Genomic DNA, 22,453 nt, shown 5'->3' on the forward strand with positions numbered 1-22,453 from the left:
ATGGGCGTTTTCAAGGCGGCGGCGGTGCAGATGCGTTCGGGGACCAGCCCGGATCGCAATGCGGCCGACATGGAAAGGCTGGTCCGCGATGCCGCTCATCGGGGCGCCACCTACGTCCTGACGCCGGAAATGACCGGTGCGCTGATCCGCGACAAGCAGGCGGGGGCGGCCGCCTTCACCACCGAGGACAAGGACGTGGTCGTCGCGACCGCGCGCAGGCTGGCGAAGGAGCTCGGCATTCATCTGCATGTCGGCTCGACGGCGATTCTGCGCGCCGACGGCAAGCTCGCCAACCGCGCGTTCCTGTTCTCGCCCGACGGCGCCCTTATCGCCGGTTACGACAAGATCCATATGTTCGATGTCGACCTCGACAATGGCGAAAGCTGGCGTGAATCCGCCTCCTACGAGCCGGGAACGGAAGCGGTCGTGACCGATATCGAGGGGACGAGGCTGGGCTTTGCCGTGTGCTACGACCTGCGCTTTCCGCAGCTGTTTCGCGCCGAGGCGATGGCCGGGGCCGAGGTGCTGACGGTGCCGGCCGCTTTCACGCGCCAGACCGGCGAGGCGCATTGGCATGTGCTGTTGCGCGCCCGCGCCATCGAGAACGGCGCCTATGTCATCGCCGCCGCGCAGGGCGGCCTGCATGAGGACGGGCGCGAAACTTATGGCCATTCGCTGATCGTCGATCCGTGGGGGCGCATCGTCGCCGAGGCCGCGCATGACGAACCCGGGGTGATCGTCGCCGAGATCGATCCGGCGCAGTCGCTTGCCGCGCGCCGCAAGATCCCCAATCTGAAGAACGCGCGGGATTTCACCGTCAATGCCGGGACAAGCGAAGCGCCGCGTTTCAGGGGTGCCGCTTCTTGATCCGTTTTTCCCTGATCTGCGAACACGAGCACGAATTCGAAGCCTGGTTCCGCAGCAATGACGACTTCGACACCCAGAAGAAGCGCGGTTTCGTCGATTGCCCGCGCTGCGGCTCGCACAGGATAGAGAAGGCGCTGATGGCGCCCGCCGTCTCAACGTCCCGCAGCCGAGAGAAGGTCGCTTTGGCCATCGGCGAGGCGCAGAAGCAGGCGCTGGCGCAGCTCAAGGCACTGGCCGAGAAGGTACGCGAAAATGCCGACTATGTCGGCGACAAGTTCGCCGAGGAAGCGCGCAAGATCCATTTCGGCGAGACCGATCCGCGTGGCATCTATGGCGAAGCGACGCCGGCAGAGGTGCAAAGCCTCGTCGAGGACGGCGTCGAGTTCATGCCGATTCCGAGCTTTCCGGACGACCGGAACTGAGGTGTGTCGATATTCAGGTGATGCCGGCCTGCGAATGGCGGCTTCCTGCGCTTCCGGTGCTCACGTACTTTAAGTACGCTGCGCTCCGGTTCTCGTAAGCCACCATTCTCGGCTCGGCCTGACCTGAATCTCAATACACCTTGGCGCAAGTTCACGAAGGTGGAAAGCAGGAGGCATACGCTAGGCAGAGGTTTGGCCCAAGCTTCCGATCAGTTTTTCCAGCAGTTTCGCCAGCATGTCCCGGTCCTCGCGTGTCAGGTCGGCGAGGATTTCATGCTCGTTGGCGATGTGGGCGGCAAGCGCTTCGTTGATGAGCTCGAGCCCTTTCCCGGTCAATTGCACCACCACACCGCGCCGATCGTTGGGATGCGGCGCGCGCTGGATTAGACCGGCCTTCTCCAGCCGGTCGAGGCGCGCGGTCATGGCGCCCGACGTCACCATCATCGCCTCGTAAAGCTCGGTCGGCGTCAGCGCATAGGGCGCGCCGGAACGGCGCAATGTCGCCAGCACATCGAATTCGCCGGACTGCAGCCCGAAGCGGGCGAAGACCGGCGCCAGGCGGTCGCGCGCGATGAGCGCCGAGACCTCGTTCAGCCGCCCGATGACGCCCATCGGCGACACATCGAGGTCCGGTCGCTCCCGTCGCCACTGTTCCATGGCTTTGCCTGCTCGATCCATGTTGCTCACCATAAAGTATCTTGACATAAAGAATCTTGGTATTATCTTACTGCAACAAGAACTGGCCGCCAAGCGGTCTCGCAGCGACAGGACGAACCAATGAGATTTCTCTGGGATTCAGCGATTTGGCTTTTGGTCGTGACGGGCGGCCTGCTCGGCATGACGCTGCCGTTCGGCAAGCTCGCCACCGCGGCCGGAGTGCCGGCCATGGTCTGGGCCTTCGTCATCTCGCTGGGCGCAGGCGGCGTGCTGTTTCTGGCGCTTCTGCTGGGCGGCGAGCGCATCCGGCTGACCCCGCACAAGCTGCGCTATTTCTTCGTCACCGCAGCGATTTCCTACGCCATTCCCAATCTTCTGATGTTCTCGGCCATCCCGCATCTCGGCGCCGGCTACACCGGCATCATGTTCACCCTGTCGCCGGTGATCACGCTGGTGTTCTCGATCGTGCTCGGTGTCAGGCGCCCCAATCTGCTCGGGGTCATCGGCATCGCCGTCGGCTTTGTCGGCGCGGCGATGGTCGCGCTGACGCGCGGCGAGGCAGGGCAGCCGGCCGATTATTTCTGGGTGGCGATCGGGCTGCTCATCCCGGTCAGCCTGGCCGCCGGCAACATCTACCGCACCGTCGACTGGCCGCAAGGCACGGGCCCGATCGAGCTGGCGGTCGGCAGCCATCTGGCGTCGGCCACGCTGCTCCTCATCGGCATTTTGACGCTTTTGGGCGGGCAAGCCTTCATTCCGCTCGGCGGCGTGCCGCTCGTGGTCGTCGGCCAGGTAGCGTCGGCCTCGGCGATGTTCGCCTTCTTCTTCCGCCTGCAGGCGGTCGGCGGGCCGGTCTATCTCAGCCAGATCGGCTATGTGGCGGCGGCCGTCGGCCTGTTCGCCGGCACGATCTTCCTCGGCGAGCACTACCAGCTTCTGACCTGGCTGGGCGCCGCCATCATCACCGCCGGCGTCTTCATCACGACCAAGGCGCAAAGCCAGACCGGCGCGCCGGCGCCGGTCCGGGTCGAGCCGGCGGCGTCCCGCAGCTAGAGCAATTCCAGGAAAAGTGTGAGCGGTTTTCCGTCCGGAATTGCGTCAAAACAAAGAGATAGAGCGGTTCGCCGTTTCCGTGAAACGGTGAAACGCTCTAGTTCTCGTTGCCGCCGGCCACTGGAGGCGTGAGGCGGGCGGTCCGGCTTGCTGCCGATCAGACCGAAGCTTTCTCCGCCAACACCATGTAATTGACGTCCATGTCCCTGGACTTCTGCCAGCGGTCGGCCAGCGGATGATAGATGACGCCGGTGCGGTCGATCACCGTGAGCCCGGCGGCGCCCAGCGCCTTCGCAAGCTCCTCCGGGCGGACCAGCTTGCCGAACTGATGCGTGCCGCGCGGCAGCCAGCGCAGCAGATATTCGGCGCCGATGATGGCAAGGCCGAGCGCTTTCAGCGTGCGGTTGATGGTGGCGACGAACATGATGCCGCCGGGGCGGACCATCTGGCCGCATTTGGCGACGAACAGGTCGACATCGGCGACATGCTCGACCACTTCCATGTTCAGGATGACATCGAAGGTCTCGCCGGCATCGGCCAGCGCCTCGGCCGTGGTGGCGCGGTAGTCGACGCTGACGCCGGCCTCCGCCGCGTGCAGCTTCGCCACTTCGATGTTGGTTGCGGAAGCGTCGGCGCCGACCACTTCGGCGCCAAGCCTGGCCATCGGCTCGCACAGCAAACCGCCGCCGCAGCCGATATCGAGGAAGCGTAGGCCATCGAAGGGCCGCGCCGCGCGCGGATCGCGGCCGAAACGGGCCGCAACCTGATCGCGGATATAGGCAAGCCGCACCGGATTGAACTTGTGCAGCGGACGGAACTTGCCATTCGGGTTCCACCATTCGGCGGCAAGGGCGGAGAAGCGTTCCACTTCTCCGGCATCGATGGTCGATCGGCGGGGCTCTGGCATAGGCGGGTCTCCTCGAACGCCAAGAAGTCGGGGAACGCTAGGAAGTCGGGCGCGGGGGAGGGAATGTCAAGGCGGGTTTTTTGCTGCTGACGTCAGACCGCCGGCAGGTCCAACCATGTCGATGGATCAGGCCGCGTTCTGTCAGCACCTGACAGCTTGGTTGCCGCGCTGCCGAAACAAATCGGATGGGCGAACGAAAAGCTGTCATGAACAGGGAGCGAGACCGAGACGGGAGCTGTGCGAAAATGCGAATTCTGGCTTCGATCCTTTGGCAACGGCTCGACCTGGAGGGGCACGACGCTTGCCTGCTTGGCGAGACGGATGACAGCCGGACTCTCAAGGGCCATGCGCTTTTCGCCCACGACGCCGGTCCGTGCGGCCTTGCCTATGAGGTGGATTGCGACCTGAGCTGGCGTACCCGCAGGGCGCGGGTCGACGGCTTTTGCGGGATGCGGGAGATGCATTATCAGATTGAACGTCTTGCCGACGGCCAGTGGCTGCTGAACGGCGCAAGCCAGGCGGAGGTTGCCGGCCTCGTCGACGTCGATCTCGGCTTCACGCCCGCCACCAATCTTCTGGCGATCCGTCGGCTCGAGCTTGGCGACGGATGGCGGCGCCGGCGCCGGCCGCTTATCTGGCCTTTCCTGAACTCAGGCTCTCGCGTCTCGAACAGACCTACCGGCGGCTCGACGACAGCTGCTATGCTTATGCCGCACCCGTGTACGGCTACGATGCTGTCCTGACGGTCTCGCCGGCCGGTTTCGTTCTCGACTATCCCGGTCTGTGGCGAAGCGCTACCTGAGCCGCGAGCGCGCGACCGGCAATGTCGTGATCAACGCGACAGCGCGATCGTTGCGTGGTTCATGGCGACGCTGGTCGGCTCGATCGCCTGCACGGCTTCGCTGCCGCCGATCTCGGCCATGATGCGGTCGGCCGCCGCCTGGGCCTGTTCCATGCTCTGCCAGCGCACCACATCCACCCAGCTTCCGTCCTCGCGCCGGCCGAGATGCCGGCTGAGGAAGCCTGGCTGCCGGGCGAGCCAGTCAGTGATGACGCCGTTGCTGGCGACAAAGCCGGCTTCGGCGCCGGGCTTGAGGCGGAAGGTGACGATTTCCAGGGTTTCGGTCATGAGACTCTCCAGCGCGCCGTTTCGCCAGTCTTATGGCATGATCGGCGACAAGATTCTGTCAGGATAGACGGTGCCGGGCCGCTCTTGGCCGCGCTCGCTTGCGAAGCGTTGCTGTTTTGGCTAAGGAGGCCGCGCATTCCGGCGCCGGGCTTACCCGGCGTTTCCTCTCGTTCCGGGCTCGAGCCGGCTTCAGTCAAAGGCATTTCGCTTCCATGGCGCGTATCGTGATGAAATTCGGCGGAACCTCGGTCGCCGACATCGCCCGCATCCGCAACGTGGCGCGCCATGTCAAACGCGAGGTCGATGCCGGCCACGAGGTTGCCGTGGTGGTCTCGGCGATGGCCGGCAAGACCAACGAGCTGGTCGGCTGGACCCGCGAAGCCTCGCCCATGCACGACGCGCGCGAATATGACGCCGTTGTCGCGTCGGGCGAGCAGGTCACGGCCGGTCTCCTGGCGATCACGCTGCAGAACATGGGCATCCATGCACGGTCCTGGCAGGGCTGGCAGATCCCGATCAAGACCGACAACGCGCATGGCGCAGCACGCATCCTTGATATCGACGGCGCCTTCCTGATCAAGCGCTTCGGCGAGGGCCAGGTGGCGGTCATCGCTGGTTTCCAGGGCATCGGCCCGGACAACCGCATATCGACGCTCGGCCGCGGCGGCTCCGACACCAGCGCCGTGGCGATCGCGGCGGCGGTCAAGGCCGACCGTTGCGACATCTATACCGATGTCGACGGCGTCTACACGACCGACCCTCGTATCGAGCCGAAAGCCCGTCGGCTGGCCAAGATTTCGTTCGAGGAAATGCTCGAAATGGCTTCGCTCGGCGCCAAGGTGCTGCAAGTGCGCTCGGTCGAGCTTGCCATGGTACACAGGGTGCGTACCTTCGTGCGGTCGTCCTTCGACGATCCCGACGCGCCCGGAATGGGGGATTTGCTCAATCCGCCCGGAACGCTTATTTGCGACGAGGAAGAGATCGTGGAACAGCAGGTCGTCACCGGAATTGCCTACGCCAAGGACGAAGCGCAGATCTCGCTGCGCCGCGTCGGCGACCGTCCAGGCGTTGCCGCCGGCATCTTCGGCCCGCTGGCCGAGGCCAACATCAATGTCGACATGATCGTCCAGAACATCTCCGAGGACGGCAAGTTCACCGATATGACCTTCACCGTGCCGTCCGGCGACGTCGACAAGGCGCTTGCCGTGCTGGAGAGGCTGAAACCCGATGTCGGCTACGATGTCGTCCAGTCGGAAGCCGGCATGTCGAAGGTCTCGGTCATCGGCATCGGCATGCGCAGCCACGCCGGCGTCGCCGCCACCGCCTTCAAGGCGCTGGCCGACAAGGCGATCAACATCCGCGCCATCACCACTTCCGAGATCAAAATCTCGATACTGATCGACGGTCCCTATACGGAACTTGCAGTTCGTACTTTGCATTCCGTCTACGGGCTCGATAAGCAATAGCAAGAACTGAGTCAGTTGTTGCGTGAACGCCGGCCGCGGGAGAAACTGCGGCGGGCGAAATGCCCATTGGAGAACAAGCCGCGATGCGTGATACGGCCAGTGGCCCGCGCGTTCTGCTCAAACGGCTTCGCGAGCTCATGCAGGAGCCGCTGGAGCCGCAGGAGCGGCTCGACCGCATCGTGCGCGACATCGCCTCCAACATGGTCGCCGAAGTCTGCTCGCTCTATGTGCTGCGCGCGGATTCGGTGCTCGAGCTCTACGCCACCGAAGGTTTGAACCCCAACGCCGTCCACCTGGCGCAGCTGCGGCTCGGGCAGGGCCTAGTCGGCACGATCGCCGCCAGCGCGCGACCGCTCAATCTATCCAATGCGCAGGAGCATCCGGCTTTCGCCTACCTGCCGGAGACGGGCGAAGAGATATACAACTCCTTCCTCGGCGTGCCGGTGCTGCGGGCAGGGCGCACGCTGGGCGTGCTGGTGGTGCAGAACAAGACCATGCGCCATTACCGCGACGACGAGGTCGAGGCGCTGGAAACGACGGCGATGGTGATCGCCGAGATGATCGCCACCGGCGATCTCGCCCGCCTGACCAAGCCGGGGCTGGAGCTCGACCTGCGCCGCCCGGTGAGCTTCACCGGCCTTTCCTTCAATGAGGGCGTCGGGCTCGGCCATGTCGTGCTGCACGAGCCGCGTATCGTCGTCACCAACCTCTTCAACGAGGACAGCGAGGAGGAGGTGCGCCGGCTGCAGTCCTCACTCGGCTCGCTCCGGCTCTCCATCGACGACATGCTGGAGCGGCGCGAGGTCGCGTTCGAGGGCGAGCACCGCGAGGTGCTCGAGGCCTATCGCATGTTCGCCAACGACAGCGGTTGGGTGCGGCGGCTGGAAGAGGCGATCCGCAACGGCCTGACGGCGGAAGCCGCCGTCGAAAAGGTGCAGAGCGACATGCGCGCGCGCATGCTGCACATGACCGACCCTTATCTGCGCGAACGGATGAGCGATTTCGACGACCTCGCCAACCGGCTGCTGCGCCAGTTGATGGGACGCGGTCCGGAAGATGTCGCGGCCTCGCTGCCCAAGGACGCCATCATCGTCGCCCGCTCGATGGGCGCGGCCGAGCTGCTCGACTATCCGCGCGACAAGCTGCGCGGCCTGGTGCTGGAGGATGGGGCCGCCACCAGCCATGTCGTGATCGTCGCGCGCGCCATGGGCATTCCCGTCGCCGGACAAATGAAGGGCGCCGTTTCCATGGCGGAAAACGGCGACGCCATCATCGTCGACGGCGAGGAAGGCACAATCCATCTCAGGCCGCAATCCGATCTGGAAGCCGCCTATGCCGAAAAAGTCCGCTTCAGGGCGCGGCGGCAGGAGGTCTATCGCGAGCTGCGCAAGAAGCCGTCGCTGACCAAGGACGGGGTTCCGGTCGATCTCCTGATGAATGCGGGCCTGGCGGTCGACCTGCCGCAGCTGACCGAATCGGGCGCCGCCGGCATCGGCCTGTTCCGCACCGAATTGCAGTTCATGGTTGCCTCGACCTTCCCCCGCGCCGAGGCGCAGGAACGGCTTTACCGCGACGTGCTCGAGGCGGCGCGCGGCAAGCCGGTCACCTTCCGCACCATCGACATCGGCGGCGACAAGGTGCTGCCCTATTTCAAGGGCGCGGTGCAGGAAGAGAACCCGGCGCTGGGCTGGCGGGCGATCCGGCTCACCCTCGACCGTCCCGGCCTGCTCAGGACGCAGATACGGGCGCTGCTGAAGGCCAGCGGCGGCCGCGAGCTGAAGCTGATGCTGCCGATGGTGACCGAGCTGTCGGAAATCGCGCAGGCGCGCGAGATCATCGACCGCGAGGTCCGGCATTTGTCACGCTTTGCGCATCACCTGCCCACCAGCCTCAAGCTCGGCGCGATGCTGGAAGTGCCGTCGCTGCTGTTCCAGCTCGACGAATTGATGAAGGCGGTGGATTTCGTTTCGGTCGGCTCCAACGACCTCTTCCAGTTCGTCATGGCCGTCGATCGCGGCAACACCCAGCTCGCCGACCGCTTCGACAACCTGTCGACGCCGTTTCTGCGGGTGCTGAAGACGATTGCCGATGCCGGCGTGCGCAACGACACCCCGGTGACGCTCTGCGGCGAGCTGGCCGGCAAGCCGATCTCGGCCATGGCGCTGATCGGTCTCGGCTTCCGCTCGATCTCCATGTCGCCGGCATCCATCGGCCCGGTCAAGGCGATGCTCACCGAGCTGCCGCTGCAGGAACTGAAGGCCTTTTTCGATGACAATCTAATGGCGCCCAGCCAGAAATTGCCGATGCGAGCCTTGCTACAGGCCTTTGCAGACGATCGCTCGATTCCGCTCTAGATTCATGTGAGGGCGGTCTGCAAATGGCGATTTTCTGCGCTTCCGGTGCTCATGTACCTAAATGTACATTCCGCTCCGGTTCTCGAAATTCTCCATTTTCGGCTCGCCCTGACGTGAATTCCATCGAAGTTCGAAGATCATGATCAACCTGCCCCGCGACCGTATGGATCAAGTCGTCAAGCGTTTCGACATGCTCGAGGCGCAGATGTCGGCCGGACCCGCCGCCGACGCCTATGTGAAGATGGCTTCGGAATATGCCGACATCCAGGACATGGTGGGCAAGATCCGGGCGCTGCGCGCCGCCGAGCAGGAGCGGGCGGACCTCGAGGCGATGCTTGCCGACAAAGCGACCGATGCCGAGATGCGCGCGCTGGCCGAGGCCGACCTGCCGGAGGTCGAGAGCCGCATCGAGGCGCTGCAGAAGGACATCCAGATCCTGCTGCTGCCCAAGGATGCGGCCGACGAAAGGAACGCCATCCTCGAAATCCGCGCCGGCACAGGCGGCGACGAGGCGGCGTTGTTCGCCGGCGATCTCTTTCGCATGTATGAGCGCTATGCCGCCTCGCGCGGCTGGCGCTTCGAGGTGGTATCGGCGAGCGAGGGCGAGGTCGGCGGCTACAAGGAAATCATCGCCGCGGTATCGGGCAAGGGCGTGTTCGCGCATCTGAAGTTCGAATCCGGCGTGCACCGCGTACAGCGCGTGCCGGAAACCGAGGCCGGCGGGCGCATCCACACCTCGGCCGCGACCGTCGCCGTGCTGCCCGAGGCCGAGGAGGTCGATATCGAAATCCGGGCGGAGGACATCCGCATCGACACGATGCGGGCCTCCGGCTCGGGCGGCCAGCACGTCAACACCACCGATTCGGCGGTTCGCATCACCCATTTGCCGACCGGCATCATGGTGGTGCAGGCGGAAAAGTCGCAGCACCAGAACCGGGCGCGCGCCATGCAGATCCTGAGGGCCAGACTCTACGATCTCGAGCGCAGCCGCGCGGATGAGGAGCGCTCGTCGTCGCGAAAATCGCAGGTCGGCTCGGGCGACCGCTCGGAGCGCATCCGCACCTACAATTTCCCGCAAGGCCGTGTCACCGACCACCGTATCAACCTCACGCTCTACAAGCTCGACCGGGTGATGATGGGCGAGTTGGACGAGATCGTCGGCGCGCTGATCGCCGATCATCAGTCGAAGCTGCTTGCCGATATGAGCCTCGATGGCTGATCGACTGCCCGCCGCGCTCGGACCGCTGCTCAGGGCAGCGCGCGAGCGTCTGGCTATAGCCGGCATCGACGATCCGGCGCTCGATTCGCGGCTGATCGTCGAGCATTTCTCGGGCACGACCCGTACCCAGGCCATCGCCGAACCGGGACAAGAGGTTGGTTCGGCGGCGCTTTCGGCCATCGAAGCGGCCCTGAGGCGTCGCGTCGCAGGCGAGCCGGTGCACCGCATCCTCGGCTACCGCGAATTCTACGGTTTGCGCCTGTCGCTTTCGCCGGAGACGCTGGAGCCCCGGCCGGATACCGAGACGCTGGTCGACGCCGTCCTGCCCTTTGCGCGGGCAACGGCCGAAAGGCTTGGCAAATGCCGCATTCTCGATCTCGGCACGGGCACCGGCGCCATCGCGCTGGCGCTGCTCAGCGCCGTTCCGGCCGCCACCGCGACGGGCGTCGACATTTCGCTCGACGCATTGGCAGTTGCGGCTGGAAACGCCCGGGACCTGGGGCTCGGCGAACGCTTCAAAGCCTTGCATTCCAACTGGTTCGAAAAAGTTTCGGGCCACTACCATGTAATTGCCTCGAACCCTCCCTATATACCCAGTCGAGACATCGGAAATCTGCAGGACGAGGTCCGCGATTTCGACCCGCACCGGGCCTTGGACGGCGGTGCGGACGGTTTGGACCCCTATCGGGTCATTGCCGCTGAAGCGGCAGAATTTCTGCAAGCGCAAGGCAAGGTAGCGGTCGAGATCGGCCATACGCAGAAAAACGAGGTCACCGGGATATTCGCGGCAGCCGGCTATGTGTTAACCGGGTCACATCGCGATCTCGGCGGCAATGACAGAGTTCTGGTGTTCGAGCGTTGAAAGCCCTGATGCAGTGCGAAAAAACCGCTTGGCAATACCCGGGAATGCAGTTAGGGTCCGGCTCAACCGGATGAGACGAAGCAGGCAGTGCTCCCAGCGATTCGGTTTTCCTTGGAAATAGCTGCCTTCTTGCGCAAACGACGCCCAAGCTTCGTGCGGGAATCATCCGGCAAATGATGTAACCGGGACAGGATGGCACGTGGCGCCAACGCAATTGATGCGGGCGAACGCCGGTGAAGAGACGAAACGGCTGGCTGCATGAGCGCCACCGTTCGTGAAGAGTTTTTCGAAAATTCACTATGAAGAGAGTCTAATGAGGCCACAACAGCAGAACAGGCGCATGCGCGGTCGCAACAACAATGGCGGCGGTGGCAACAACAACAACCGCAAGGGGCCCAATCCCCTGACCCGCAACTATGAGAGCAACGGCCCGGACGTGAAGATCCGCGGATCGGCTCAGCAGATCGCCGAAAAATACGCCACACTCGCCCGTGACGCGCAAAGCTCCGGCGACCGGGTTATGGCGGAGAACTACCTCCAGCACGCCGAGCATTACAATCGCATCATTGCCGCCGCGCAGGCGCAGATGCCGATCCAGAACACTCAGCAGAACCGCGACGATTTCGACGACGATATGGACGAAGATCGCGAGGAGTTCGACAATATCGGCAACAACAGCGGCAACGGCGCCGATGCGCCGGGCACGGCGAGCGGCTCCGGCCCGCAGCCAGTGATCGAAGGCACGCCGGCGGAACTCGCCTACAACCAGGAAAACGGCCGCGACAACAACAGCCGTCGCGACAACAATCAGCGCGACAACAATGGCCGCGACCGGCATCGTGACCGCCGCAATGGCGGCTACGGCCAGAACGGTCAGCGTGGCGAAAACGCCCAGCGCGGCGAGCAGGGCGGCCAGCAGTTCGACCAGAACCGCCGCAATGAGGGACAGGCGCAGGCCGAGGCGACCGGCGAGGCTGGTTCACAGGCCGTGCAGGCGCCGCAGTTCGACAGTTTCTCGCCGGCCGCCCTTGCCGCACAGGCCGAGCTCAACGAAGCCGCCCAGGACAATGGCGGCCGCCGTCCGCGGCGTCCGCGGCGTCCCCGCGGCAGCTATGCCGACCAAGCCGGTGGCGGGCAGGGCGACCAGCCGGAGGGCTCGAGCCCCGAAGGTTCCGGTCCCGAAAGTTCAGGCGAAAAGCGCAACGCTGCGAACAATAGCGACGAGGTCGGCGCCAAGCCGGCCGAAGAGGCGAACCAGGCGAGGGAGCCTGCCGCCAGCGAGCCGGCACCTGTTGTCAACGAAGCCCCCGGCGAGCCTGTAGCTGCAGACGCAAACAACTGATCCAGACGCCATTTCAAGCATCGCTGACGGCGGAGAGAAATCTCCGCCGTTTTTGCATATGCGCGCCTGCGATATTCTGCATTGATCGACATCAAGGCGTCTTGAGGGACCGTGGCCCATACACCATATCTGCGCTGAACAGGACTCGGCTCTTTTGAGCGGGTCCGTCACCGCAATCTGATCCGGTGCCGCAAAGTGGGCCGGTGATGGAAGGAGACAGCGAATGAATCTTGAAAAATACTCGGAGCGCGTGCGCGGCTTCATCCAGTCCGCGCAGACCATGGCGCTCTCGCGGAACCACCAGCAATTTACGCCCGAACATATACTGAAGGTGCTCGTCGACGATGACGAGGGCCTCGCCGCATCCTTGATCGAGCGCGCCGGCGGCAATGTCCGCGACGTCAAGCTCGGCGTCGAGACGGCGCTCGAGGCGATGCCCAAGGTCGAAGGTGGCAACGGCCAGCTTTACCTCGCCCAGCCGCTCGCCAAGGTGTTCTCAACCGCCGAGGACCTGGCCAAGAAGGCCGGCGACAGCTTCGTCACCGTCGAGCGGCTGCTGCAGGCGCTTGTCATGGAGAAGTCGGCCAAGACCGCCGACATCCTGTCCAAGGCGGGCGTCACCGCGCAGGCGCTCAACCAGGCGATCAACGACATCCGCAAGGGCCGCACCGCGGATTCGGCCAGCGCCGAGCAAGGCTACGACGCGCTGAAGAAATACGCGCGCGACCTCACCGCCGACGCCCGCGCCGGCAAGCTCGATCCGGTCATCGGCCGCGACGACGAGATCCGCCGCACCATCCAGGTGCTGTCGCGGCGCACCAAGAACAATCCCGTGCTGATCGGCGAGCCGGGCGTCGGCAAGACAGCGATTGCCGAGGGCCTGGCGCTGCGCATCGTCAATGGCGACGTGCCGGAATCGCTGAAGGACAAGCAATTGATGGCGCTCGACATGGGCGCGCTGATTGCCGGCGCCAAATATCGCGGCGAGTTCGAGGAGCGGCTGAAGGCCGTGCTCAACGAGGTAACCTCGGCCAGCGGCAACATCATCCTGTTCATCGACGAGATGCACACGCTGGTCGGCGCCGGCAAGGCGGACGGCGCGATGGACGCCTCGAACCTGTTGAAGCCCGCGCTGGCGCGCGGCGAATTGCACTGCGTCGGCGCGACCACGCTCGACGAATACCGCAAGCATGTCGAAAAGGATGCCGCGCTTGCCCGCCGTTTCCAGCCCGTCTTCGTCGACGAGCCGACGGTGGAAGACACGGTTTCGATCCTGCGCGGCCTGAAGGAGAAATACGAACAGCACCACAAGGTGCGCATCTCCGATTCCGCGCTTGTGTCGGCGGCCGCACTTTCCAACCGCTACATCGCCGACCGGTTTCTGCCGGACAAGGCAATCGACCTGGTCGACGAGGCGGCGTCCAGGCTGCGCATGCAGGTCGATTCCAAGCCTGAGGCGCTGGACGAGATCGACCGCCGCATCATGCAGCTCAAGATCGAGCGCGAGGCGCTGAAGGTCGAGAAGGACGAGGCCTCGAAGGACCGGCTTGCCAGGCTGGAGAAGGAGCTCGCCGATCTCGAGGAGGAATCGAGCGAGCTGACCACCAAGTGGCAGGCCGAAAAGCAGAAGCTTGGCCTTGCCGCCGACCTGAAGAAACAGCTCGACGAGACGCGCAACGAACTGGCGATCGCGCAGCGCAAGGGCGAGTTCCAGCGCGCCGGCGAGCTTGCCTATGGCAAGATCCCAGAGCTCGAGAAGAAGCTCAAGGAAGCCGAGGCGCAGGACGGCAAGACCGGCATGGTGGAAGAGGTGGTCACGCCCGACCATGTTGCGCATGTCGTGTCGCGCTGGACCGGCATTCCGGTCGACAAGATGCTGGAGGGGCAACGCGAGAAACTCTTGCGCATGGAAGACGAGATCGGCAAGCGCGTCGTCGGCCAGGGCGAAGCCGTGCAGGCGGTATCCAAGGCCGTGCGCCGCGCCCGCGCCGGGCTGCAGGATCCGAACCGGCCGATCGGCTCGTTCATGTTCCTCGGACCGACCGGCGTCGGCAAGACCGAGCTCACCAAGGCGCTGGCCAGCTTCCTGTTCGACGACGAGACGGCGCTGGTGCGCATCGACATGTCGGAGTTCATGGAGAAGCACTCCGTCGCCCGGCTGATCGGCGCGCCTCCCGGCTATGTCGGTTATGAGGAGGGCGGCGCGCTGACCGAAGCGGTGCGGCGCCGGCCCTATCAGGTCGTGCTGTTCGACGAGATCGAGAAGGCGCATCCGGACGTGTTCAACGTGCTCCTGCAGGTGCTCGACGACGGAAGGCTGACCGATGGCCAGGGCCGCACGGTCGACTTCCGCAACACGCTGATCATCATGACGTCCAATCTTGGCGCCGAGTATCTGGTCAATCTCGGCGACGACCAGGATGTCGACGCCGTGCGCGACGAGGTGATGAGCGTGGTGAAGGCCTCGTTCCGGCCGGAGTTCCTCAACCGCGTCGACGAGGTGATCCTGTTCCACCGGCTGCGCCGGCTGGACATGGACCGCATCGTCGAGATCCAGCTCAAGCGGCTGGAGAACCTGCTTATCGACCGCAAGATCGCGCTGTCGCTGGATCACGACGCTATCGAGTGGCTGGCGTCGAAGGGCTACGATCCGGCCTATGGCGCCAGACCGCTGAAGCGGGTGATGCAGAAGGAGCTGCAGGATCCGCTGGCAGAGAAGATCCTGCTCGGCGAGATTCTCGACGGTTCGACTGTCAAGGTCACCGCCGGCTCCGACCGGTTGAACTTCCGCTCGAAGCCGACCGTGGTGGCGACGGAAGCCGCCGCCTGATTTCGGGCGAGCTTGAATGAACGCGAAGCGCGTCGCATCGTATGGTGCGGCGCGCTTTGTTATTCGCAGTGATTGCGCATAATCAGCTGCCGATTCGGATGACCGCGAAGGACTTGATGAAGCTCGACGATTACAACGGCTTCTGCGCTTCATTGCCCGCCACGACGCATGTCGTTCAGTGGGGCGGCGCCCATGTCTGGAAGGTCGGCGGCAAGGTGTTCGCCATCGGCGGCTGGAACGAGGGCGGCGAGCTCTTCGTCACCTTCAAATGTTCCGAGATGGCCTATGACGTGCTGAAGGATCAGCCGGGCTGCCGGCCGGCGCCCTATCTCGCCTCGCGCGGCATGAAATGGATCCAGCGTCAGACAAGCCAAAGCATGGATGATGCGGCGCTCGAGGACTATCTGCGCGAGAGCCATCGCCTGGTCGTCCTCAAGCTGACCAAGCAGGCACGTAAGGAATTGGGGCTTGCCGCAGGCTAAGGCGCGTCGCGCCGAAACGGATGTGGTCGATGCGCTTTAGGTGTTGTTTCGCATGTCGGCCCCCAGAACCGCTGCTTTTTTTGGGGCGACATGCATGAGCTCATATTCCTCAAGGTACCGGAAACCCGCCATCTTCATGCCCGGTTCATGTTGGAATCTTAATTTGGCTAGCTGGTTTGCTGATGAAGGTTCGCCCGCCAGAAGCCCGAGTCGACCGGAGAGCTTGACCCCCATGCTGCGCTTGATCTTTTCCCTTTCGGCACTCGCGGCCGGGCTGGTGTCTTCCAGTGCGTTCGCAATGCCGAGCGCGGATGGTGCGCGGCCTGCGCGCCCGGCTGAGCGCGGCGCGCTGATGCTGGCCCAGGACGGCAATATCGATATCTACTACGACGCCAGGGGCAACCGGGTGCTGGTCGATGCCGACACCGGCAAGGTCATCGCCATCCAGCCGCCGGGCAGCAGGCTCGATCGCCGCGCGCTTCGCCGGCAGATGCGCATGCAGGAACTCGGCCGCGCGCCGGCCGAAGACGACGACCGCTACTATCTGGACAATCCCGATGACATGGCTCGCTTCCGCCGTCGGCAATTGGAAGAGAACGGCCGTGTCATCCCGCCGCCGGTCGATGAGTACGACGACAATTCCGTCGATGCCTATCCGCCGGCGCCAAACAATGATGAAGGCTATGCCACCACTTATCCGGAGGCGCCGAAATCCGACACCATCAAGCGCCAGCCGCTGAACGAGGCGTCGATCGACCCGGAGCAGCCGGGCCAGGGCGAAGTGCTGCAGGTCAATCCGGATGCCCAGGCGGCACAGCCGCCGAACACTGGTGGCAAGGCCACGGTCGATCCGTCGCTGTCGCTCGGTGTGCGCCAGGACGTTGCCGCTTTGCAGGTGCTGCTCGATCGCGGAGGCGCTTCGCCGGGCGTGATCGACGGGCGCTTCGGCTCGAACGTCGACAAGGCGCTGGCCGCCTACAACGAAATAAACGGTACCAATCTGAAGTCGACCGATGCGGTCGGCATCCAGGCAGCGCTTGCACAGTCGGGCGGCGACGCCTTCGCCTCCTACACGATCACGCCGGAAGACGCGGCCGGCCCTTACGTCGCCTCGATCCCGGAGGACTACAGCCAGAAGGCCAAGCTCGACTGCATGTGCTACACTTCGGTCACCGAGGCGCTGGCCGAACGCTTCCATATGGACGAGACCTATCTGAAGTCGATCAACAAGGGCGTGGACTTCAATCGCCCGGGCACGATGATCAAGGTCGCCAATTTCGGCAAGCTGGTCTCGACGCCGGTAACGCGTATCATCGCCGACAAGACCAAGAAGGAAGTCTACGCCTATGATGGGAGCGGCAAGCTGGTCGCGGCCTATCCCGCGACCATCGGCTCGGCCGACACGCCGTCGCCGACCGGCATTCATGCCGTCTCGCGCATCGCTCTCGACCCGAACTACACCTACAATCCGAACATCAATTTCAAGCAGGGCCAGAACGACAAGATCTTGACCGTCCCCCCGGGACCGAACGGTCCGGTCGGTTCGGTCTGGATCGCACTCGACAAGCCGACCTACGGTATTCACGGCACGCCCGATCCCTCTAAGATTGGCAAAACCGAGAGCCATGGCTGCGTGCGCCTGACCAACTGGGATGCACGCGAGCTTGCCAAGCTGGTGTCGCCGGGCGTCACGGTGGAGTTCGTGGGCGGATCGACAATCGCGGATGTCGGCGGGACCTCAACCGATGAGTTTACGCAGCAGTAAGGCGCGCGGCGCCGCGGCATAGATGAGCTGCACCAGCAGGATGAAGCCTATGCTGAGCAGCGGCGTGATCAGGCAAAGCGCCGCGCCGACCGCCCACAGGATCTGCGCCTTGACGATCCGCTTGTAGACGGTGCGGCGCGTCTCCGCGTCGACATCCTCGGCGATCATGCCGCTCCTGTCGGCATACCACCAGCTCGCGAACAGCGTGCCGCCCAGCATCAGCAGGTTCAGCCAGTAGACCAGTACCGCGCCCCTGAATGCCAGGAAATCGGCGAGAAGATCGGTCGAGAAGGGCAGCAGCGCGATAAAGGCAAGGAAGCACAGGTTGAGCGTCGCGAGCCGCCGGTCCGATTTCGCGATCAGGCCATGCTGTGCCTGCTGTCCGAACCAGAAGATGGTGAGCGTGAGGAAGCTCAGCGCATAAGTCAGGAATCGCGGCGCCAGCGCCAGGATCGCGGCGAGCAATTCGCCTTCCGAATGCACCGCCTCATGCGACGGCACTCTGATTTCCAGCACGATCAACGTCAGCGCGATGGCGAAAACGCCGTCGGTCACGCCGACGATGCGTCCGCGTCCTTCCGCCGACGGTTCGAGCGGCCGCTTCATGGCTTCCCCCTCTCACGCATGATCGTGGAACCTAGCACGCCGGTGGCGGTTTGCATCAGGATTGAGCCCACCTCGTCATCCGGCCCTGAATCAAAAAGAGAGAGCATGATGTCGTCCGAAAACCGCTTCACACGTTTCGGCATCATGCTCTGCCATCTGGTTTCAAGAACAGCGATGCTCTGGCTTGTTGTTGCGCCCGCGCGAGGGCGCTAAGCAGGGATCCGATGTCATCAGCGAATGAAACCACTGCTGATTCGCATTCGCACGCGCGGGCGAACGGCACGTTTTGTCCTCAGACCCAGCGAAAATTCGTGCTGGTCGCTGCGATCCTCGCGTCTGCGCTCGGCTTCATCGACGGTTCGATCCTGGCGATCGCCATGCCGGCGCTGCGCGCGGATCTCGGCGCCAGCCTGGCGCAAGCGCAGTGGATTTCCAACGCCTATGCGTTGACGCTGTCGGCGCTCATCCTGGTGGGGGGCGCTGCCGGCGACCGGTTTGGACTGCGGCGCGCCTTCGTGGCCGGGATCGCGCTGTTCGTCGCGGCTTCGCTCGCCTGCGCGCTGGCGCCCGATCCGGCTATATTGATCGCCTTCCGCGCCATCCAGGGCATTGGTGCGGCGATCATGGTGCCGGGCAGCCTGGCCATCATCGCCAAAGCCTATCCGAAGAAGGAGCGCGGCCGGGCGATCGGCATCTGGGCCGCCGCTTCGGCGCTGACCACGGCGCTCGGTCCCGTGCTGGGCGGCTTCGTGCTGTCGACTTTCGGCAATGGCGTCTGGCGCGCGATCTTTGCCATCAACCTGCCGCTTGGGCTGATCTCGATCTATCTGCTTCTGGCCAAGGTGCCGGCCGACAAGCCGACCGAAAAACGCAGCCTCGACCTTGGCGGCGCGGCGCTGGCGACGCTTGCTTTCGGCCTGCTCGCCTACGGGTTGACGGCGATGAATGCCGAAGGCGCAGGGTTGATGTCGGGCCCGGCGATCGTTGCCGGCGTGGTCCTGCTTGTGGTCTTCATCTTTTACGAGCACAGGCGGCGCGACCCGATGATCGATCTCGGTCTGTTCCGGATCAGGGCCTTTGCCGGCGCCAATCTGGCGACGTTTTTCCTTTATTTCGCGCTGTCGGCCAATTTGTTCTACCTGCCGATGCTGTTGATCGCCGGCTGGCGGCTGAGCGAGGCCGAGGTCGGCTTCATCTTCGTGCCGCTGTCGGCGTCGATCGCGCTTTTGTCCGGACCGGTCGGCCAGTGGTCGGATCGCATCGGTCCGCGTTTCCCGATCGCCAGCGGCAGCATGGTCGTCGCCATCGCCTTCGCCGGGCTTGCCTTGCTTACCCATTTCGGCATCCACGATTTCTGGATCGGCACCTTTCCGCTGATGGCGCTGATGGGGCTTGGCATGGCGCAGGTCGTGTCGCCGCTGTCGACCGCGGTCATGACGTCCGTGGAGGACAAGGATACGGGGGCCGCATCCGGCATCAACAACGCGGTCTCGCGCGTCGGCGGCCTGATCGCGGTGGCGGCGATCGGCTCGCTGGCGGCCTGGGTTTACGCGCGGATGACCGGCAATGCCGCCGGGGTGCCCGGTTTCGGCGAGCCGCCGGCCTCCGGGCTGGCCGCCAATATCGAAGCGGCCAGGATTGCGGCAAGCGATTCGGCTTTCGCCGCGGTCGCGGCGGTCACGGCGCTGCTTTGCGTGCTGTCTTCACTCACCGCCTGGTTCACGGTTCCCGGACAGGCATCGCCCTGGCCGCAAAAGACAAACGATGAGCAAGATTAGTTCGGAAGCTGCGAATCAGTCTTGGCGCTGGCAACCTTCAGCGCGCTGCCGTCTTCCTGCTTCAGAAGATCGTCGATGCGCTCGCGCTCTTTCTTGAAGGCGACGAGATCGTCGCCCTTCAGAACCTTGCCGACCGGCAGGCGCACGCGCATCGAATCGACCTTGGTGCCGTTGACGATCAGTTCGTAGTGAAGGTGCGGGCCGGTAGAGAGGCCGGTCTGGCCGAGATAGCCGATGACCTGCCCCTGCCGGACATGAACGCCTTCCTCGATGCCTTTGGCGAAAGCGCTCTGGTGATTATAGGAGGTCTCGTAACCATTGGCGTGGCGGATGATGATCTGCTTGCCGTAGCCGCCGGCCCAGCCGGCCTTCTCCACCACGCCGTTGCCCGCGGCGATGATCGGCGTGCCGATCGGCGCTGCCCAGTCGGTGCCGGTATGCATCCGGACGTAGCCAAGGATCGGATGCCGGCGTGCGCCGAAGCCGGAGGTGAAGCGCCCATTGGGCAGCGGATTGCGCAGCAGGAACTGCTTGGCGCTGCTGCCGTTCTCGTCGAAATAGTCGACGCTGCCGTCCTGCATCTGGAAGCGATAGAAGTTGCGTGTTTGTCCGCCGAAGGTCGACGAGACGTAGAGAAGCTCGGAGCCGTCGGAGGCCTGGTCGTCGCCGTCAGGTTGGGAGAACAGCACTTCGAGGCGGTCGGAAGGCGAGAGCCGCGACTGGAAATCCACGTCGGAAGCGAGCAGTTTGATCAGCTTCTGCGTCATCGCTTTCGACATGCCGTAGGAATAGGCGGTGCGATAGATGCCGTCATAGACATTGGGTAGATTGCCACGCACCACGACGGGCTGCGAATCGTCGAACGCCGTCAAAAGCTCGGGATTGGGCTCCGGCTCCTGCGCCGGCACATACTGGCCACGGTCATCGAGCGCTATGGTGACGATGTGCGTGGTCTTGTCGTAGACGCTGGTGCGCACGACCTTGGCGATGTCGCCGCGCACCTCGAGGCCAACGCGCAGCACCGTTCCGGCCTTTAGCGCCGGGGCGTTCAAAAGCTTGGCGATCGCCTCCGCCATGCCGGTGGCGTCGTCGCCGGTATAGCCCGAATCGGCATAGGCCTCGGCGATATCGGTATCCTTGGTGAAGGGAATGATTTCCTCGGCGAAGGCAGGCGTCTGGTCATCCGGCGTGGCACGCGGCGCCACCGAGACGTTTTCCTGCGTGATCTTCACGTCATAGGAGCCGGCCATCGATTCGGCGAAGGCATCGCCGAACCGCTGCGGATCGATATAGTGCAGCGCCGCCACCTGGACGGCGCCGTCGCTCAAGCCGGTGCCGGCGTCCCGCACCACCTTTTCAACCTCGTCGGCGGAGAGATCGCTTTTTTCGTCGAAGGAGGCCGTCTCGATCGGGAAATCGACCGTCTTCAGGCTCATCTCGCTTTCGACCTTGGCGCCGTAAATCTGTCCGGCGACCGCGGTGGCCGTTGCGGGTTGCGCGTTGTCGTCGCCGTCGTCGCCGAACACCTGCATCGGGTCGAACGGCGGGTAGGGGCGGCTGGTGGTGTGGCCGGCGGCCAGGGCCATTTTGATCTGCACGAAGGGCATGGTGTGGATAACGTCACGGTCGCCGACCTTGGTGACCATCGACACTTCCATGCGCCGCCGGTCCTTCGCCCGGGCGATCTGTCGGGGTGCCACCAGCCTTGTGGTCTTTGCCTGCTCGCCGGAATCATCGCCGCCGCTGGCAAGACCGATGAGCTCGGCGATTTCCGGCGGGGTCGCCAATTGCTGGCGCCCGTCAAGGGCGGCGAACAACGCCACGCCCATCAACACGCTCGATGTCACGCCGGTGAGGAAGGTGCCTGACAGCCAGCGCGCCGAGACCTCGCGGCGGTCGGGCGGACCGCTGCGGCCGTCCGCGATCAGCGGCGGCTCGTTGCCGAGTTCGGCTATGACCTCTTCGGTGTCTTGCATCCAGAAAGGCTGCTTCTTCCCCAGGCGAAACGGCTTGTCGTTGTCGTTGTGGCCATGACAATTGCCTGTCACGGCGGTTGAAGTCAACGAAGCGGCAGGCCGGGGCCGATATCCCCAATCATGCGCCCCCTTGCGCAGGGCGCCCTGTCATCCGTCGTCGGCGCGCCTCACATGTACGCGCGCGCCTTCCTTATATGGGCCGGTTTCACGCCCCAATGCGGCGGCAATAGGGCCTCGTTGGGGATAACCCAGGGGCTGCCGCAAGGGCAGCCGGCTATCGAAAAAGCGGTTCGAAAAATTCGTCGCAAAAAATTCAAAAAAGTTCGAAATCGGTGTTGACGCGTCGAGGGAGGTCCGACTATATACGGCCCACGAACGAGGGCGGTGCGCCGCTGGCGACGAAGAAGTTTGCTTCTAGGTCTGCCCTCTATTGAAATTCAAGAGAGCCGCGTGAGCGACACTCGATTGGCCCCGAAGCCGAAAAGCGAGACGGGCTGCGACATTGCGTGAAGCGATGTCTGTTCTTTGACAATTGAAGATTGAAGAAAGAGAAACGTGGGCGGCAGAGTCCTGCTGAGCCTCTTACTCCGCCAGGGGTAATTGGTTCGAACGAGACTTTGGCGGATCACGTTTCGTGAGAATAAGTCTACCAAGGCATTAGGTTGCCTAGGTGTGAATGTTCTCGTCGATTCATGCGTGACCAATAAAGCCAAATCAAAGTCTTATAAACTTGAGAGT

General features: G+C 64.0%; 17 protein-coding genes and 1 pseudogene. 13 read left to right on the forward strand and 5 right to left on the reverse strand.

Annotated elements, in window-relative coordinates:
- Window positions 1–867, forward strand: a complete 867-nt coding sequence (locus LB515_RS16130) for a carbon-nitrogen hydrolase family protein (protein ID WP_224634476.1) — start codon at window positions 1–3, stop codon at window positions 865–867.
- Window positions 864–1,289 carry a DUF1178 family protein gene (locus LB515_RS16135; protein ID WP_224708305.1) on the forward strand — a complete coding sequence of 142 codons (426 nt, stop codon included), beginning with the start codon at window positions 864–866 and terminating at the stop codon, window positions 1,287–1,289. The genes LB515_RS16130 and LB515_RS16135 overlap by 4 nt, the downstream gene beginning before the upstream one ends.
- Before the next feature lie 180 nt (window positions 1,290–1,469).
- Here the strand turns inward: LB515_RS16135 and LB515_RS16140 are convergent, their stop codons facing one another.
- A complete protein-coding gene (locus LB515_RS16140; RefSeq protein WP_224708306.1) occupies window positions 1,470–1,967 on the reverse strand; it encodes a MarR family winged helix-turn-helix transcriptional regulator in 498 nt (165 codons plus the stop codon).
- A gap of 99 nt (window positions 1,968–2,066) precedes the next feature.
- Here LB515_RS16140 and LB515_RS16145 point away from each other — a divergent pair, with 99 nt between their 5' ends.
- Entirely contained in the window at window positions 2,067–2,999 is a 933-nt protein-coding gene (locus LB515_RS16145; RefSeq protein ID WP_224708307.1) for a DMT family transporter, read from the forward strand.
- Window positions 3,000–3,156: 157 nt separating this feature from the next.
- Here LB515_RS16145 and ubiG read toward each other — a convergent pair whose 3' ends face one another.
- Complete coding sequence (gene ubiG / locus LB515_RS16150) at window positions 3,157–3,906, reverse strand: bifunctional 2-polyprenyl-6-hydroxyphenol methylase/3-demethylubiquinol 3-O-methyltransferase UbiG (RefSeq protein ID WP_095767522.1); 750 nt, start codon at window positions 3,904–3,906, stop codon at window positions 3,157–3,159.
- Between the two features lie 245 nt (window positions 3,907–4,151).
- Here ubiG and LB515_RS16155 point away from each other — a divergent pair.
- Window positions 4,152–4,708 (forward strand): annotated as a pseudogene (locus LB515_RS16155) (putative glycolipid-binding domain-containing protein).
- Window positions 4,709–4,738: 30 nt separating this feature from the next.
- Here LB515_RS16155 and LB515_RS16160 read toward each other — a convergent pair.
- Window positions 4,739–5,035, reverse strand: a complete 297-nt coding sequence (locus LB515_RS16160; RefSeq protein ID WP_140847382.1) for an antibiotic biosynthesis monooxygenase family protein — start codon at window positions 5,033–5,035, stop codon at window positions 4,739–4,741.
- Window positions 5,036–5,247: 212 nt separating this feature from the next.
- Between LB515_RS16160 and LB515_RS16165 the strand changes: the two genes are divergently transcribed.
- From LB515_RS16165 to LB515_RS16200, 8 genes are all read left to right on the forward strand, one after another.
- Window positions 5,248–6,501 carry an aspartate kinase gene (locus tag LB515_RS16165; protein WP_140847379.1) on the forward strand — a complete coding sequence of 418 codons (1,254 nt, stop codon included), beginning with the start codon at window positions 5,248–5,250 and terminating at the stop codon, window positions 6,499–6,501.
- An 83-nt stretch (window positions 6,502–6,584) separates the two neighbouring features.
- Window positions 6,585–8,855, forward strand: a complete 2,271-nt coding sequence (ptsP, locus tag LB515_RS16170; RefSeq protein ID WP_140632771.1) for a phosphoenolpyruvate--protein phosphotransferase — start codon at window positions 6,585–6,587, stop codon at window positions 8,853–8,855.
- Between the two features lie 139 nt (window positions 8,856–8,994).
- Window positions 8,995–10,074, forward strand: coding sequence for a peptide chain release factor 1 (gene prfA / locus LB515_RS16175; protein ID WP_224640197.1), 1,080 nt, complete (start codon window positions 8,995–8,997; stop codon window positions 10,072–10,074).
- Window positions 10,067–10,936 (forward strand): peptide chain release factor N(5)-glutamine methyltransferase, encoded by an 870-nt coding sequence (gene prmC, locus LB515_RS16180; protein ID WP_224532528.1) that lies wholly within the window; start codon window positions 10,067–10,069, stop codon window positions 10,934–10,936. Before prfA ends, prmC begins: the two co-directional genes overlap by 8 nt.
- Before the next feature lie 313 nt (window positions 10,937–11,249).
- Window positions 11,250–12,278 (forward strand): DUF4167 domain-containing protein, encoded by a 1,029-nt coding sequence (locus LB515_RS16185; protein WP_224708308.1) that lies wholly within the window; start codon window positions 11,250–11,252, stop codon window positions 12,276–12,278.
- Between the two features lie 223 nt (window positions 12,279–12,501).
- Entirely contained in the window at window positions 12,502–15,108 is a 2,607-nt protein-coding gene (clpB, locus tag LB515_RS16190) for an ATP-dependent chaperone ClpB (protein WP_224708309.1), read from the forward strand.
- Window positions 15,109–15,224: 116 nt separating this feature from the next.
- On the forward strand, window positions 15,225–15,590 hold the full coding sequence (locus LB515_RS16195; protein ID WP_224708310.1) for an MmcQ/YjbR family DNA-binding protein: 366 nt from the start codon (window positions 15,225–15,227) through the stop codon (window positions 15,588–15,590).
- A gap of 232 nt (window positions 15,591–15,822) precedes the next feature.
- Entirely contained in the window at window positions 15,823–17,355 is a 1,533-nt protein-coding gene (locus LB515_RS16200) for a L,D-transpeptidase family protein (RefSeq protein WP_224532524.1), read from the forward strand.
- Here LB515_RS16200 and LB515_RS16205 read toward each other — a convergent pair.
- Window positions 17,329–17,961 carry a TMEM175 family protein gene (locus LB515_RS16205; protein ID WP_224708311.1) on the reverse strand — a complete coding sequence of 211 codons (633 nt, stop codon included), beginning with the start codon at window positions 17,959–17,961 and terminating at the stop codon, window positions 17,329–17,331. The genes LB515_RS16200 and LB515_RS16205 overlap by 27 nt on opposite strands.
- A 224-nt stretch (window positions 17,962–18,185) precedes the next feature.
- On the opposite strand from LB515_RS16205, the gene LB515_RS16210 reads away from it, so the two are divergent.
- A complete protein-coding gene (locus LB515_RS16210; RefSeq protein ID WP_224708312.1) occupies window positions 18,186–19,739 on the forward strand; it encodes an MFS transporter in 1,554 nt (517 codons plus the stop codon).
- Here LB515_RS16210 and LB515_RS16215 read toward each other — a convergent pair.
- Window positions 19,736–21,715 (reverse strand): M23 family metallopeptidase, encoded by a 1,980-nt coding sequence (locus LB515_RS16215; RefSeq protein ID WP_224630111.1) that lies wholly within the window; start codon window positions 21,713–21,715, stop codon window positions 19,736–19,738. The genes LB515_RS16210 and LB515_RS16215 overlap by 4 nt on opposite strands.
- Window positions 21,716–22,453: the final 738 nt, after the last annotated feature.

The sequence above is a fragment of the Mesorhizobium sp. CA15 genome (genome assembly GCF_020165215.1).
Taxonomy (GTDB): Bacteria; Pseudomonadota; Alphaproteobacteria; order Rhizobiales; family Rhizobiaceae; genus Mesorhizobium.